This is a genomic window from Streptomyces sp. CNS606 (assembly GCF_000426325.1).
Genome location: NZ_AUFD01000005.1, coordinates 231,862 through 245,005, shown reverse-complemented (window position 1 = coordinate 245,005; position 13,144 = coordinate 231,862). Strand labels below are relative to the sequence as shown.

General features: G+C 72.8%; 10 protein-coding genes. 4 read left to right on the top strand and 6 right to left on the bottom strand.

Annotation, left to right across the window (positions count from 1 at the left end; all coding sequences use genetic code 11):
* Positions 1–145: 145 nt before the first annotated feature.
* The 3 genes from K304_RS0101145 to K304_RS0101135 all read left to right on the top strand — a co-directional run bounded on the left by K304_RS0101145 (position 146) and on the right by K304_RS0101135 (position 4,358).
* Entirely contained in the window at positions 146–1,768 is a 1,623-nt protein-coding gene (locus K304_RS0101145) for an ABC-F family ATP-binding cassette domain-containing protein (RefSeq protein WP_027762239.1), read from the top strand.
* 14 nt (positions 1,769–1,782) lie between these two features.
* Positions 1,783–2,700, top strand: coding sequence for an FAD-dependent oxidoreductase (locus tag K304_RS0101140; RefSeq protein ID WP_037788923.1), 918 nt, complete (start codon positions 1,783–1,785; stop codon positions 2,698–2,700).
* A 149-nt stretch (positions 2,701–2,849) separates the two neighbouring features.
* The gene (locus tag K304_RS0101135) at positions 2,850–4,358 is read left to right on the top strand and encodes a M1 family metallopeptidase (protein WP_027762237.1); all 1,509 of its coding nucleotides are present in this window, start codon (positions 2,850–2,852) and stop codon (positions 4,356–4,358) included.
* An 18-nt stretch (positions 4,359–4,376) separates the two neighbouring features.
* Here the strand turns inward: K304_RS0101135 and K304_RS0101130 are convergent, their stop codons facing one another.
* Positions 4,377–5,273, bottom strand: coding sequence for an oxygenase MpaB family protein (locus tag K304_RS0101130; protein WP_486591539.1), 897 nt, complete (start codon positions 5,271–5,273; stop codon positions 4,377–4,379).
* Positions 5,274–5,383: 110 nt separating this feature from the next.
* On the opposite strand from K304_RS0101130, the gene K304_RS26665 reads away from it, so the two are divergent.
* Positions 5,384–6,214, top strand: coding sequence for a MerR family transcriptional regulator (locus K304_RS26665; protein WP_078528217.1), 831 nt, complete (start codon positions 5,384–5,386; stop codon positions 6,212–6,214).
* Positions 6,215–6,229: 15 nt separating this feature from the next.
* Here K304_RS26665 and K304_RS0101120 read toward each other — a convergent pair whose 3' ends face one another.
* From K304_RS0101120 to K304_RS0101100, 5 genes are all read right to left on the bottom strand, one after another.
* Positions 6,230–8,425 carry a 3-hydroxyacyl-CoA dehydrogenase NAD-binding domain-containing protein gene (locus K304_RS0101120; RefSeq protein ID WP_027762234.1) on the bottom strand — a complete coding sequence of 732 codons (2,196 nt, stop codon included), beginning with the start codon at positions 8,423–8,425 and terminating at the stop codon, positions 6,230–6,232.
* Positions 8,426–8,472: 47 nt separating this feature from the next.
* Positions 8,473–9,687, bottom strand: coding sequence for an acetyl-CoA C-acetyltransferase (locus K304_RS0101115; protein ID WP_027762233.1), 1,215 nt, complete (start codon positions 9,685–9,687; stop codon positions 8,473–8,475).
* Between the two features lie 69 nt (positions 9,688–9,756).
* A complete protein-coding gene (locus K304_RS0101110) occupies positions 9,757–10,899 on the bottom strand; it encodes an acyl-CoA dehydrogenase family protein (protein WP_027762232.1) in 1,143 nt (380 codons plus the stop codon).
* Positions 10,899–12,068, bottom strand: coding sequence for a CaiB/BaiF CoA transferase family protein (locus tag K304_RS26660; protein WP_051307623.1), 1,170 nt, complete (start codon positions 12,066–12,068; stop codon positions 10,899–10,901). Before K304_RS26660 ends, K304_RS0101110 begins: the two co-directional genes overlap by 1 nt.
* Positions 12,069–12,252: 184 nt before the next feature.
* A complete protein-coding gene (locus K304_RS0101100) occupies positions 12,253–13,092 on the bottom strand; it encodes an alpha-lytic protease prodomain-containing protein (RefSeq protein WP_051307621.1) in 840 nt (279 codons plus the stop codon).
* Positions 13,093–13,144: the final 52 nt, after the last annotated feature.

Sequence of the window (13,144 nt, the reverse complement as noted above, 5' to 3'; positions counted from 1 at the left end):
CCGTAGGGCGTGCGTGCCACGAGTGCGACCTCGGAAGCGAGCGGCCCCCTCCGGCCGGTCTCCTCCTCCCGCGCGGCCTGCTCCGCGGGTGCCGGTGTCTCCCAGCGCTGCCCCCCTTTCCAGGACGACGCGACCGGAGAACCGCATGTCCGCACCCGCCACATCCCTCACCTGCACCCGCCTGTCCTTCGCGTGGCCGGACGGCACGTCCGTGCTGGACGGCTTCGACCTGGCCGTCGGGCCGGGCCGCACCGGGCTGATCGGCGTCAACGGCACCGGGAAGTCGACGTTGCTCAAGCTGGTCGCCGGGGAGCTGGCGCCGCAGGAGGGCAGCGTGCGGGTGGCCGGGGAGGTCGGCTACCTGCCCCAGGACCTCACCCTGGAGACCGGCCAGCGCGTCGACGCGGCGCTGGGCATCGCCGGGACCCGGGCGGCGCTGCACGCCATCGAGGCGGGCGACCCGAGCGAGGCGCACTTCACCGCGGTCGGCGACGACTGGGACGTGGAGGAGCGCGCCCGGGCGACGCTCGACCAGCTCGGCCTGACCCACATCACCCTGGACCGCACCCTCGGCGAGGTGTCCGGCGGCGAGTCGGTGCTGCTGCGGCTCGCGGCGCTGCTGCTGCGGCGCCCAGACGTCCTGCTGCTGGACGAGCCGACGAACAACCTGGACCGGGAGGGCCGGCGGCGGCTGTACGACGCGGTGGCGTCGTGGAGCGGCGTGCTGGTGGTGGTCAGCCACGACCGGGAACTCCTCGAACTGGTCGACCAGATCGCCGACCTGCGGGCCGGCGAGGTGCACTGGTACGGCGGCAACCTGTCGGCGTACGAGGAGGCCGTGGCCACCGAGCAGGAGGCGGCCGAGCGCATGGTGCGCGTCGCCGAGGGCGACCTGCGACGGCAGAAGCGCGAACTCGCGGAGGCGCAGACCAAGCTGGCCAAGCGCGTCCGCTACGGCGACAAGATGTACGCCGCCAAACGCGAGCCCCGTGCGGTGATGAAGCTGCGCAAGCGCTCGGCGCAGGAGTCGGCGGGCAGGCACCGGATCCTGCACGAGCAGCGGCTGGAGGAGGCCAGGGAGCGGCTGGACGAGGCGTCCGCGGCCGTGCGCGACGACGACGAGATCCGGGTCGACCTCCCGTTCACGGCCGTGCCCGCGGGGCGGCAGGTCCTCACCGCGAGTGAGGTCGAGCTGCGGTACGGCGCGCGCGCTCATCTGGACCTGCACGGCCCGGAGCGGATCGCGCTGACCGGACGCAACGGCGCCGGCAAGTCGACGCTGCTGCGCACGATCGCCGGGCTGATCCCGCCGGAGGGCGGCGAGCTGACCACGCACGTGCCGCTGCGCTACCTGCCGCAACGACTGGACCTGCTGGACGAGTCGCTGAGCCTGGTGCAGAACGTGGCCCGGCTGGCCCCGGGGGCGACCGACAACCGCATCCGGGCGAAGCTGGCCCGCTTCCTGTTCAAGGGGAAGCGCGCGGAGCAGGTCGTGGGCACGCTGTCCGGGGGCGAGCGCTTCCGGGCGACGCTCGCGGCGGTGATGCTCGCCGAGCCGGCGCCGCAACTGCTGATGCTGGACGAGCCGACGAACAACCTCGACATGGCGAGCGTCCGGCAGCTCACCGACGCGCTGCGGTCCTACGAGGGGGCGCTGATCGTGGCCGGTCACGACCTGCCGTTCCTGCACGCGATCGAGCCGACCCGGTGGCTGCGGCTGGACGGCGCACTCGCCACCGTCGATCCCGAGGAACTTTGGGAGGGGTGACGTATCGTGCGCGCATGCGAGAAGTGCTGGTCGTCGGAGGCGGTGTCATCGGGCTGACGACGGCGGTCGTCCTGGCCGAGGAGGGCGTGCGCGTCCGGGTCTGGAGCCGCGAGCCCGCCGAGCACACGACGTCCGCGGTGGCGGGCGGACTGTGCTGGCCGTACCGGATCGAGCCGGCGGAACGGGCGCTGGAGTGGGCGGTGCACGGCTTCCGCACCCTGACCTGGCTGGCCGAGCGTCCGGCGGAGACCGGCGTCCGGCTCGTGCCGGGCCGCATGGCCATGGACGACACGCCGGCACGCTGGTCGGCGCTGGTCGGCGAGCGGTGCCGGACGCCGCTTGTCGACATGACGACCTATCTGCCGTATCTGCGAGGACGCCTGGAGGCGGCCGGCGGGCGGTACGCACAGCGGGACGTCTCCTCGCTGGCCGAAGCCGGTGAGGAGGCGCCGGTGGTGGTCCACTGCACCGGACTGGGCGCCCGCGAGCTGGCGGGAGACGCCACGATGACCGCGGTGCGCGGTCAGTTGCTCGTCGTGGAGAATCCCGGCGTCCGGGACTGGCACGTGTCGTCGGAACCGGGGGCGTCGGTCTCCACCTACCTGCTGCCGCAGCCGTACGGGCTGATCCTCGGCGGTACGGCGGAGGAGGGCGCCGAGGGGACGATGCCGGACCCGGCGACGGCCGAGGCGATACGCGAGCGCTGCGCCCGCGTCCATCCCGCGGTGGCCGACGCCCCGGTCATGGAACACCGCGTGGGGCTGCGTCCGTGCCGCGCCGCCGGGGTCCGCCTGGAACGCGAGGAGCTGCCCGGAGGCAGCGTGTGCGTACACCAGTACGGCCACGGCGGGGCGGGCGTGACCGCGTCCTGGGGCTCCGCACGGGAGGCGGCCGACCTGGTGCGCGCGGCCCTCGGAGACCGGCGCGGCTGACGCCCGCGCCGTCCCGGGAGGCTCCGTGCGGCCCGGACCGGGGCCCACGGGGGTGTGCTCCCCCGGAGACCAAGGCGCCATGGACATGACGCGGGTAGCAGCGATAGACACCTCCACGTCTTCGCAATCCCCACCGAGTTGGAGGACTCGTGCGCAGAACCTTCCTCGCCCCGGCCGCGGCCGCGGCCACCCTGATGCTGGCGATCCCGGCGTCGGCGGCCGAGCCCACGCCCGGGGCGCCCGGGGTGGGCGACCCCTACTACCCCGACTACGGCAACGGCGGCTACGACGTCGCGCACTACGACCTGCGGCTGCGCTACCAGCCGCGGAACGACCGCCTGAAGGGCACCGCCACCCTCCTGGTGAAGGCCACCCAGGACCTCTCCCGCTTCAACCTCGACTTCGCCCTGGACGTCCGCGAGGTCCGGGTGAACGGCCGCGTCGCGGACGTCGCCGCGACCGGCGCCCACGAACTGGAGGTGACGCCCGACCGGCCGCTGACGAACGGGCAGCACGCCACCGTCGTCGTCCGCTACGCCGGCACGCCGTCGGAGGTGGAGGTGAACGGCTTCACCTCCTGGCACCGCACCCCGGACGGCGGCGTGGCGGCCAACGAGCCGGAGGCCGCCTGGTGGTGGTTCCCCAGCAACGACCACCCGACCGACAAGGCCACCTACGACGTCAGCGTCGCCGTCCCGGACGGCACCCAGGCCGTCAGCAACGGCGTGCTCGCCTCGCAGCGCTCCGAGGCCGGCTGGACCCGCTGGAACTGGCGGTCGACCGAGCCCCAGGCCACCTACCTGGCGACGCTGGCGGTGGGAGAGTTCGACCTCACCACCGACACCACCGCCGGCGGACTGCCCGTGCTCAACGCCTACAGCCGCGCACTGGGCCCGCACGAGGGCGCGGCGCGCGCCAGCATCGAGCGCACCGGCGAGGTCACCGAGTGGCTGGAGGGATACTTCGGCGCCTACCCGTTCCACGCGATCGGCGGCTACGTGCCCGACACCGACACCGGCTACGCCCTGGAGACCCAGACCCGGCCCTTCTACAGCCCGCGCAAGTTCCAGCACGGCTCCAACGTCTCGGTCGTGGTGCACGAGATGGCGCACCAGTGGTACGGCAACAGCGTGTCACTGGAACGCTGGAGCGACATCTGGCTCAACGAGGGCTTCGCCAGCTACGCGGAGTGGATGTGGTCGGAACACGCCGGTGAGGGCACGGTCGAGGAACTGGCGGCCTACGCCTACGCCTCCGTGCCCGCCGACGACGACTTCTGGACGGTCGAACCCGGCGACCCGGGCCCGGAGAACCAGTTCCACGGCGCGGTCTACAACCGCGGCGCGATGGCCCTCCAGGCGCTGCGCACCGAGATCGGGGACCGGGACTTCTTCGCCGTACTGAAGGGCTGGCAGCGCAAGCACGCCGGCGGTGACGCGTCGATCGACGAGTTCGTCGCCTACACCGAGCGGAAGTCCGGCGCACAGCTCGACGCGCTGTTCGACACCTGGCTGTTCCAGCCGTCGAAGCCGGCCGTCGGGCCGAACGGCGGGGCCGGCGGAGCCGACCGCAGCGCCGCGTCCGCGGGAGTGCCGGACCAGCCGGAGTCGTGGAAGAAGATCCAGGCCGCCCACGAGGGAGGCCACGGCCACCGCTGAGGGTGCTCCTCGGGGGCGTCAGCCGGGGTACGTGCCCGCGCGGTGCTGCGCGCGGGCACGCCGGGCCGCGGGGAAGTACCGCAGCCGTTCCGGCAGGACGGCCGCGGTCACGCGCACGGCCCACCCGAAGCGGCGCAGCCGCCGCTCCTGCCGGGGCGTCCAGGGCAGTCCGGCGGCCTGCCGCGCCTCGGGCGGCAGCAGCCCGACGGTGACGAACGCCCGCAGCCGGAGGAACGGCGGCCGCAGCAGCGGCCACAACACCCGCAGTGGCGCCCGCAGCGCCGCCGGACCACCGGTCGGTGCGGGTACGGCGGCCGTGAGCGAGACCAGCTCGCGCAGCACGGGAGTGCTCTCGATCTCGTCGTCCAGCATCCGCCGGTAGTAGGGCCAGAACGCGGCGGGGGTCGGCGGCATGTCGCGGTCCCGGAGGCCCAGCACGCGGCCCACCTGGAGCCATTCGGCGTACAGCCGACGCTCCTCCTCCTCGGTGAACGGACGGCCGAGGTAGCCGCGGGCGTGCCGCATCACCGGGAAGCCGGTGGCGTGCACCCAGGCGTACGTCGCGGGGTCGAGGGCCCGGTAGGACCGTCCGTGCGCGTCCGTGCCGCGGACGCCGGCGTGCAGGGTGCGCAGCCGTCGCCCCTCCTCCCGCGCCCGGTCGCCGCCGTAGACCCACAGCAGCACGCTGTCCAGCGACCGCCGGGCGCGGCCCCACGGGTCGGTGCGGAAGACGGAGTGCTCGTCGACGCCCGCGCCGACGGCGGGGTGGGCGACCTGGAGGGCCATCGCGGGCGGCAGTGTGAGCACGGTGCGCACGTCGCCGGTCAGGTCCCAGAGCAGGCCGCCGGGCGGCGGCGGCCCGGGCTCCAGCGGCGGGCGCCGCACCGGCCGTGCGGCGGCGGTGTCCTCGTGCACGTTCCCATGATGCGCCTGCGCGACCGACTCCCGCAGGCTTTTACAGTGATGGTGAGACAGCCATACTGTTGCACCACGGGCGGTCAGCGAGGAACGGAGAGGCGCCGGCGATGGACGAGCACGAGGACGGCCGGGACCGTGCACGGGCCGCGCGCGGCGCGCCGCCGGAGGCGGACGCGCTGACCGTCGACCAGCTGGCGGCGCGTGCCGGGGTCACCGTGCGCACCATCCGTTTCTACAGCACCCGGGGGCTGCTCCCGCCGCCCGCCATCGGCCCCCGCAGGGTGGGCCGGTACGGCCCGGACCACCTGTCGCGGCTGGCGCTCATCGAGGAACTGCAGGCGCAGGGCATGACCCTCGCCGCGATCGAGCGCTACCTCCAGCGTCTGCCGGACGACATCTCCCCGCACGAGCTGGCCCTGCACCGGGCGATGGTCGCCTCCTGGATGCCCGACACCGTGGACGAGGCGACGCGCGGACAGCTGGAGAGCCGTGTCGGCAGAGCGCTGACGGACGACGACCTGCGGCGACTGGAGGCGCTGAGCGTGCTGGAGCCGACCGGTGACCCGGACCTGTTCCGGGTCGACCCGGGCATGATCCACCTGGGCGTCCGGCTGCTGGACGTGCCCATCTCGCAGCAGGCCATCCTCGCGGCGCGGGACGTGATGCTGGAGCACACCCGGTCGGCGGCGCGTGCGCTGAGCACGCTCTTCCGCGACGAGGTGTGGCAGCCCTACCGCGAGCGGGAGGACGACCCGGAGCAGGTCGCCCGGATGAAGTCGCTGTCCGCGCACATGCAGCCGATGGTGGTGCAGGCGCTCGTCACCGCCTTCCAGCGTTCCATGAAGGAGGAGCTGCGCGAGGTGTTCCCCGCCGAGGCCGCGCCTGAGGGCGCGCCGTCCCGTGCCCCGGCGGGGGGCGACGGACCACGGGACGGCTGAACCGGCGGCCGGGCCCTACGGCGTGTCGGTGAAGGTCTCGCCCTTCTCCGCCTTCGCCGCGAGCAGCGGCGGTACGGCGAACCGCTCGCCGTAGCGGGCCTCCAGCTCGCGGGCGCGGGTCACGAAGCCGGGCAGGCCGCCCGCGTACCCGTTCACGTACTGGAGGACGCCACCTGTCCACGGCGGGAAGCCGATGCCCATGACGGAGCCGATGTTCGCGTCGGCGACGGAGGTGAGCACGCCCTCCTCCACGCAGCGGACGGTGTCCAGCACCTCGACGAACAGCATGCGCTCCTGGAGTTCGGCCAGGTCCGTCCGCTCCCCCGCCCGGGTGCCGGCACCGAAGTGCTCGCGCAGTCCGGGCCAGAGGCCGAGGCGCTTCCCGTCCTCGTCGTAGTCGTAGAAGCCGGCGCCGCCGCTGCGGCCGGTGCGGCCGAACTCGTCGACCATCCGGTCGATCACCGCGTCCGCCGGATGGTCCGGCAGGGTCCTGCCCTCCGCCTCGAGCGCCTGCCGGGTCTCGTTGCGGATCTTGCGGGGCAGAGTCAGAGTCAGCTCGTCCATCAGCGAGAGGACCTTGGCGGGGTAGCCGGCCTGGGCGGCGGCCTGTTCGACGGTGGCGGGCTCGACGCCCTCCGCGAGCATGGCCACGCCCTCGGTGATGAAGTGGCCGATGACGCGGGAGGTGAAGAAGCCGCGCGAGTCGTTGACGACGATGGGGGTCTTCCGGATCTGCCGCACCAGGTCGAAGGCGCGGGCGAGCGCGGCGTCACCGGTGCGGGCGCCGTTGATGATCTCGACCAGCGGCATCTTGTCGACCGGCGAGAAGAAGTGCAGGCCGACGAAGTCCTCCTGCCGCTGCACGCCTTCGGCGAGCGCGGTGATGGGGAGGGTGGAGGTGTTGGAGCACAGCAGGGCGTCGGGGGCGACGACGTCCTCGATCTCCTGGAACACCTTGTGCTTGAGCGCCGGATCCTCGAACACCGCCTCGATGACGGCGTCGCAGCCGGCGAGGTCCTGCGGGTCGGCGGTCGGGGTGATGCGGGCCAGGAGCGCCGCGCGCTTCTCCTCGGTGGTGCGGCCGCGGGACAGCGCCTTGTCCTCCAGCTTCACCGCGTAGCCCTTGCCCTTCTCCGCGGCCTCCCGGGAGACGTCCTTGAGGACGACGTCGATGCCGGCGCGGGCGCAGGTGTAGGCGATACCGGCGCCCATCATGCCCGCACCCAGCACTCCGACCTTGTGCACGGTCCGTTCCTCGACGCCGTCGGGGCGGCTGCGGCCGGAGTTGATGGCCTGGAGGTCGAAGAAGAACGCCTGGATCATGTTCTTGGCGATCTGGCCGGTGACCAGTTCGGTGAAGTACCGGCTCTCGATGACCTGCGCGGTCTCGAAGTCGACCTGCGCGCCCTCGACGGCGGCGGCGAGGATGTTCCGCTGCGCGGGGTAGGGGGCGCCGCTGGTCTGCTTCCTGAGGTTGGCGGGGAAGGCGGGCAGGTTGGCGGCGAACTTCGGGTTCGAGGGGGTGCCGCCGGGAATCCGGTAGCCGGGGGTGTCCCAGGGCTGGGCGGACTCCGGGTGCGCGTCGATGAAGGCGCGGGCGGCGGCCAGCATCTCCTCCTCGGTCTGCACCACCTCGTGCACCAGTCCGACCTTCTTCGCCTTCTCCGGCCGGTGCTGCTGCCCCTGCAGGAGGACGTTCAGCAGCGCGTCGGCGATGCCGAGCAGGCGGACGGTGCGGACCACTCCGCCGCCTCCGGGCAGCAGGCCGAGGGTGGACTCCGGGCACCCGATCTTGGAGCCCCGCGCGTCGAGGGCGACCCGGTGGTGGCAGGCGAGGGCGATCTCCAGACCGCCTCCGAGCGCGGCGCCGTTGAGCGCGGCGACGACGGGCTTGCCGAGGGTCTCGATGCGGCGCAGGTCGCGCTTGATGCCCATGCCGGCGTCGAAGACCCGCCGGGCGTCCTCGGGTCGGGCCCGGATCAGGTCGCGCAGGTCGCCGCCGGCGAAGAAGGTCTTCTTGGCGGAGGTGACGACGATGCCGCGCACGGAGTCCTTCTCGGCCTCCAGACGGTCGGCGGTCGCGGCGAGCGAGGCCTTGAACGCCTCGTTCATGGTGTTGGCGGACTGGTCGGGGTCGTCGAGGACGAGAGTGACGATTCCGGTGTCGTCCTGCTCCCAGCGGATGGTGGAGGACGCGGCGGTTTCTGCCATGGCGGTGTGAACTCCGTAAGGGGTGGCGAAGGGGGCGGTCCGGCGTTTCAGAGGCGTTCGACGACGGTGGCGCAGCCCATGCCGCCGCCCACGCAGAGCGTGGCGAGGCCGTACCGCTGGTCGCGCCGCTCCAGCTCGTCCACGAGCGTGCCGAGGATCATCGCACCGGTGGCGCCGAGCGGGTGGCCCATCGCGATGGCGCCGCCGTTGACGTTGACCTTGTCCAGGGAGAGGCCCATGTCGCGGACGAAGCGGAGCACGACCGCGGCGAACGCCTCGTTGATCTCGACCAGGTCGATGTCGTCGATGCTCAGACCCGCCTTCGCGAGGGCCTTCTTCGACGCGGGTGCGGGTCCGGTCAGCATGATCGTCGGGTCCGCGCCGGAAACGGCGGCGGAGACGATGCGTGCCCTCGGCCGCATGCCGTACCGCGTGCCGACCTCGGCGTTGCCGATGGCGACCAGCGACGAACCGTCCACGATGCCGGAGGAGTTGCCCGCGTGATGGACGTGGTCGATCTTCTCGACCCAGTGGTACTTCTGGAGGGCGACGGCGTCGAAGCCGCCGAGGTCGCCGATGTCGGCGAAGGAGGGCTTGAGCCCGGCGAGGGTGTCGGCGGTGGTGCCGGGGCGGATGTGCTCGTCGCGGTCCAGCACGACCAGGCCGCTGCGGTCCTTCACCGGGATGACGGACTTCTCGAAGCGCCCCTCCTTCCACGCGTCCACCGCCCGCTCCTGGGAGAGCGCGGCGAACTCGTCCACGTCGCGGCGGCTGAAGCCCTCGATGGTGGCGATGAGGTCGGCGCCGATGCCCTGCGGGACGAAACCCGTCTCGAAGCTGGTCATGGGGTCCATGGCCCAGGCGCCGCCGTCGGTGCCGAGCGGCACGCGGGACATGGACTCCACCCCGCCGGCCAGGACGAGGTCCTCCCAGCCGGAACGGACCTTGGCCGCCGCGAGGTTGACGGCTTCCAGGCCGGAGGCACAGAAGCGGTTCTCCTGCACTCCGGCCACGGTGTCGGGCAGCCCGGCGGCGATGGCGGCGATCTTCGCGATGTCGGAGCCCTGGTCGCCGATGGGCCCGACCACGCCGAGCACCACGTCGTCGATGGCGGCCGGGTCCAGGCCGGGGTTGCGGCGGCGCATCTCGTGCATCAGCCCGACGACCAGGTCGATGGGCTTGGTGCCGTGCAGGGCGCCGTTCGCCTTGCCGCGCCCGCGCGGGGTGCGGATGGCGTCGTAGACGTACGCTTCGGTGCTCAAGGTCAGCAGCCTTTCGTGCGTGCTCGGGAAGGGGGTCCGGGATCCGGTCGGGTCGGGGTCGCCGGATCGTCAGGAGAGCAGGGAGCGGCCGATGATCTCCTTCATGATCTCGGTGGTGCCGCCGTAGATGGTCTGGACGCGCGCGTCGGTGTACGCCCGGGCGACGGGCTGCTCGTTCATGTAGCCGTAACCGCCGTGGAGCTGGAGGCAGCGGTCGGTGACGCGCACCTGGAGTTCGGTGGCCCAGTACTTGGCCATGGAGGCGTGTGCCGCGTCCAGGGTGCCGGCCGCGTGGTCGGCGATGCACCGGTCGACGAAGGCCCGGGTGACGGCGCACTCGGTGGCCATCTCGGCGATCTGGAACCGGACGTGCTGGAGCTTCGCCAGCGGACGGCCGAACGCCTGGCGCTCCTTCACGTAGGCCGTGGTGAGGTCCAGCACGTGTTCGGCGGCCGCCGCGGCGGAGACCGCGATGGTCAGCCGCTCCTGCGCCAGGTTGGTCATCAGGTGGACGAAGGCGCCGTGGAGCTCGCCCAGCAGGTTGTCCTTGGGCACGCGGACGTCGTCGAAGAACAGCTCCGCGGTGTCCTGGGACTTCTGGCCGACCTTGTCGAGGTTGCGGCCGCGGGTGAAGCCCGGCGCGCCGCGTTCGACGACGAGCAGGCTCAGGCCCTTGGCGCCGCCCTCCGGAGTGGTCCTGGCGACCACGACGACGAGGTCGGCGAGGATGCCGTTGGAGATGAAGGTCTTGGCGCCGTTGAGCAGCCAGTGGTCGCCGCGGTCCTCGGCGGTGGTGCGGATGCCCTGGAGGTCGGAGCCGGCGCCGGGTTCGGTCATGGCGACGGCGGTGATCCTCTCACCGGTGCAGAAACCGGGAAGCCAGCGACGCTTCTGCTCATCGGTGGCCAGCGAGGTCAGGTAGGGGCCGATGACGTCGTTGTGCAGGCCGATCGCGAGGCCGGGGGCTCCCGCGCGGGCGAACTCCTCGGCGAGCACGGCGGCGTAGCGGAAGTCGGGCTCCCCGCCGCCGCCGTACTCCTCGGGGACGGCGAGGCCGAGCAGGCCCTGCCGCCCTGCGGCGCGCCAGGCCTCGCGGGAGACGATGCCGTCCCGCTCCCACTGCGCGTAGTGCGGCTCGACCTCCTTGGCGAGGAAGGTGCGCACGGTCTGCCGGAACGCCTCGTGGTCCGGGGTGAAGATCTGTCGCTGCATCAGGCGGTGGCTTCCTTCCACGGGGTGGCGTGTGCCGGCAGGTCCCAGTCGCGGGCCACTTCGGCGGCGTGCGCACCGGGCCGGGCGGGCGGGGTGCGCACGGCTCCGGGCGTGGCGGAGAAGCGGGGTGCCGGGGCCGGCTGGACGCGGCCGTCGTGCTCGACGAAGGTGCCGCGGGCGGCGAGGTGCGGGTGCCGGGGGGCCTCGGTGAGGGAGAGGACGGGCGCCACGCAGGCGTCCGAACCGGCGAAGGCGTCGCTCCACTCGTCGCGGGTACGGGTGCGGAAGCGGGCGGCGATCTGCTCGCGCAGTTCCGCCCACCGGGTGGGGTCCTCGCGCGGCGGCAGCTCGTGGGGGCCGAGGCCCAGGCGGTCCAGGAACTCGGCGTAGAAGGCGGGTTCCAGGGCTCCGACGGCCATGTGCCCGCCGTCCGCGGTGGCGTAGGTGCCGTAGAACGGTGCACCGCCGTCGAGCAGGTTGGCGCCGCGGGCGTCCTGCCAGCTGCCGGCGCCCAGCATGCCGTGGATCATGGTCGTGAGGTGGCTGGTGCCGTCGACGATGGCGGCGTCGACGACCTGGCCTGCGCCGCCGGGGGTGCGGGCGTGCTGGAGGGCGGCGAGCAGACCGATCACCAGGTAGAGCGAGCCGCCGGCGTAGTCGCCGAGCAGGTTGGCCGGGGCGTACGGCGGTCCGCCGGCCGGTCCGGCGAGGCCGAGGGCGCCGGTGACGGCGATGTAGCCGAGGTCGTGTCCGGCGCGCGGGGCGAGCGGCCCGTTCTGTCCCCAGCCGGTCATCCGGCCGTAGACCAGGCGGGGGTTGCGGGCGAGGCACTCGTCGGGACCGACGCCGAGGCGCTCGGCCACCCCGGGCCGGTTGCCCTCGACGAGCAGGTCGGCGCGTTCGGCCAGGTCCAGCACGGCGGCGACGCCTGCGGGGGTCTTGAGGTCGAGGACGACGGACCGCTTGTTGCGGTTGGTCAGGTCGGCGGCCGGGTCGATGCCGAGCACGGGCCCGCCCGGCCGGTCGACGCGGACCACGTCGGCCCCGAGGTCGGCGAGCAGCATGGCGGCGAACGGGCCGGGGCCGATTCCGGCCAGTTCCACCACCCGGACACCCGCCAGCGGACCGCCTACGCCGGTGTCCCGGGCCGTGCCGTGCTCCGCAGTCATCGAACCCCCAGCCGGTTCCGGGCGGCGGCGGCACGCCCGTCGACCATCTGTATGACACCAATGATGTAACACCGATGATGCTAAGCAGCCGCTTGCCCTCGCACAAGCCCCGCCGGACACACGACGGCGGGCCGCCCCGAGGGACGGCCCGCCGTGTGGTGCGGAGGTGCTGGTGTACTGCCCGTCAGATGATGCTGACGCCGTAGGCGCTGAGCGCCTCGGTGACCGGCTGGTAGAAGGTGGTGCCGCCGGAGGAGCAGTTGCCGCTGCCGCCGGAGGTCAGACCGAGCGCGGTGCTGCCGGAGAACAGGGCGCCGCCGCTGTCGCCGGGCTCGGCGCACACGTTGGTCTGGATCATGCCGTACACGATGCCGTCGGCGCCGTAGTTGACCGTGGCGTTGAGGCCGGTGACGGAGCCGCCGTGCAGGCCGGTGGTGGAGCCGCTGCGCTGGACGGACTGGCCGACCGAGGCGTTCCCGGCCCCGGTGATCTCCTGGTAGCTGCCGTTGTACAGGTAGACACGGCCGTCCGCGGCACCCGGGTTGGAGTGCTGGATGATGCCGTAGTCGTTGCCCGGGAAGCTGGTGCCGGCGCGGGTGCCGATGGACCAGGAGCTGCCGATGTTGGTGCAGTGACCCGCGGTCAGCGCGTACTTGGTGCCGCTGCCGTTCTGCACGTTGAAGCCGAGCGAGCAGCGGGCGCCGCCGGTGGTGATGGCCTCGCCGCCGGCGATCAGCTTGGTGAACTCGCCCTTGGTGCGGTTGATCTCGAGTGCGGAGTCCGTCCTGACGGTCTGCTTGATCTTCGCGATCTCCGCCTTGCTCACGGTGCTGTCGACGGTGACGACGACCTTGCCGGACTTCGCGTCGGTGTACCAGGCGGTACCCGCGATGTCCGACTTCAGCACGGCGCTGTCGACCGCCTTGAGCTGAGCCGCCGTGGCCTTGGGGCCGTCGTTCTCGACCGCTGCCGCGGTGGGGGTGACGAGCGCGCCGACCGCCAGGAGTCCGGTGGCCACTGCCATGGTGCGCGCGCGCCCTGCGAATCTGATCCTCACGGAAATCCTCCGGTGATGT

What these genes read in the sequence shown, in the direction of transcription:
- K304_RS26665 (WP_078528217.1), top strand. Translation starts at nt 5,384, where the DNA reads ATGGACGAGCACGAGGACGGCCGGGACCGTGCACGGGCCGCGCGCGGC.
- K304_RS0101100 (WP_051307621.1), bottom strand. Translation starts at nt 13,092, where the DNA reads ATGGCAGTGGCCACCGGACTCCTGGCGGTCGGCGCGCTCGTCACCCCC.
- K304_RS26660 (WP_051307623.1), bottom strand. Translation starts at nt 12,068, where the DNA reads ATGACTGCGGAGCACGGCACGGCCCGGGACACCGGCGTAGGCGGTCCG.
- K304_RS0101110 (WP_027762232.1), bottom strand. Translation starts at nt 10,899, where the DNA reads ATGCAGCGACAGATCTTCACCCCGGACCACGAGGCGTTCCGGCAGACC.
- K304_RS0101140 (WP_037788923.1), top strand. Translation starts at nt 1,783, where the DNA reads ATGCGAGAAGTGCTGGTCGTCGGAGGCGGTGTCATCGGGCTGACGACG.
- K304_RS0101120 (WP_027762234.1), bottom strand. Translation starts at nt 8,425, where the DNA reads ATGGCAGAAACCGCCGCGTCCTCCACCATCCGCTGGGAGCAGGACGAC.
- K304_RS0101145 (WP_027762239.1), top strand. Translation starts at nt 146, where the DNA reads ATGTCCGCACCCGCCACATCCCTCACCTGCACCCGCCTGTCCTTCGCG.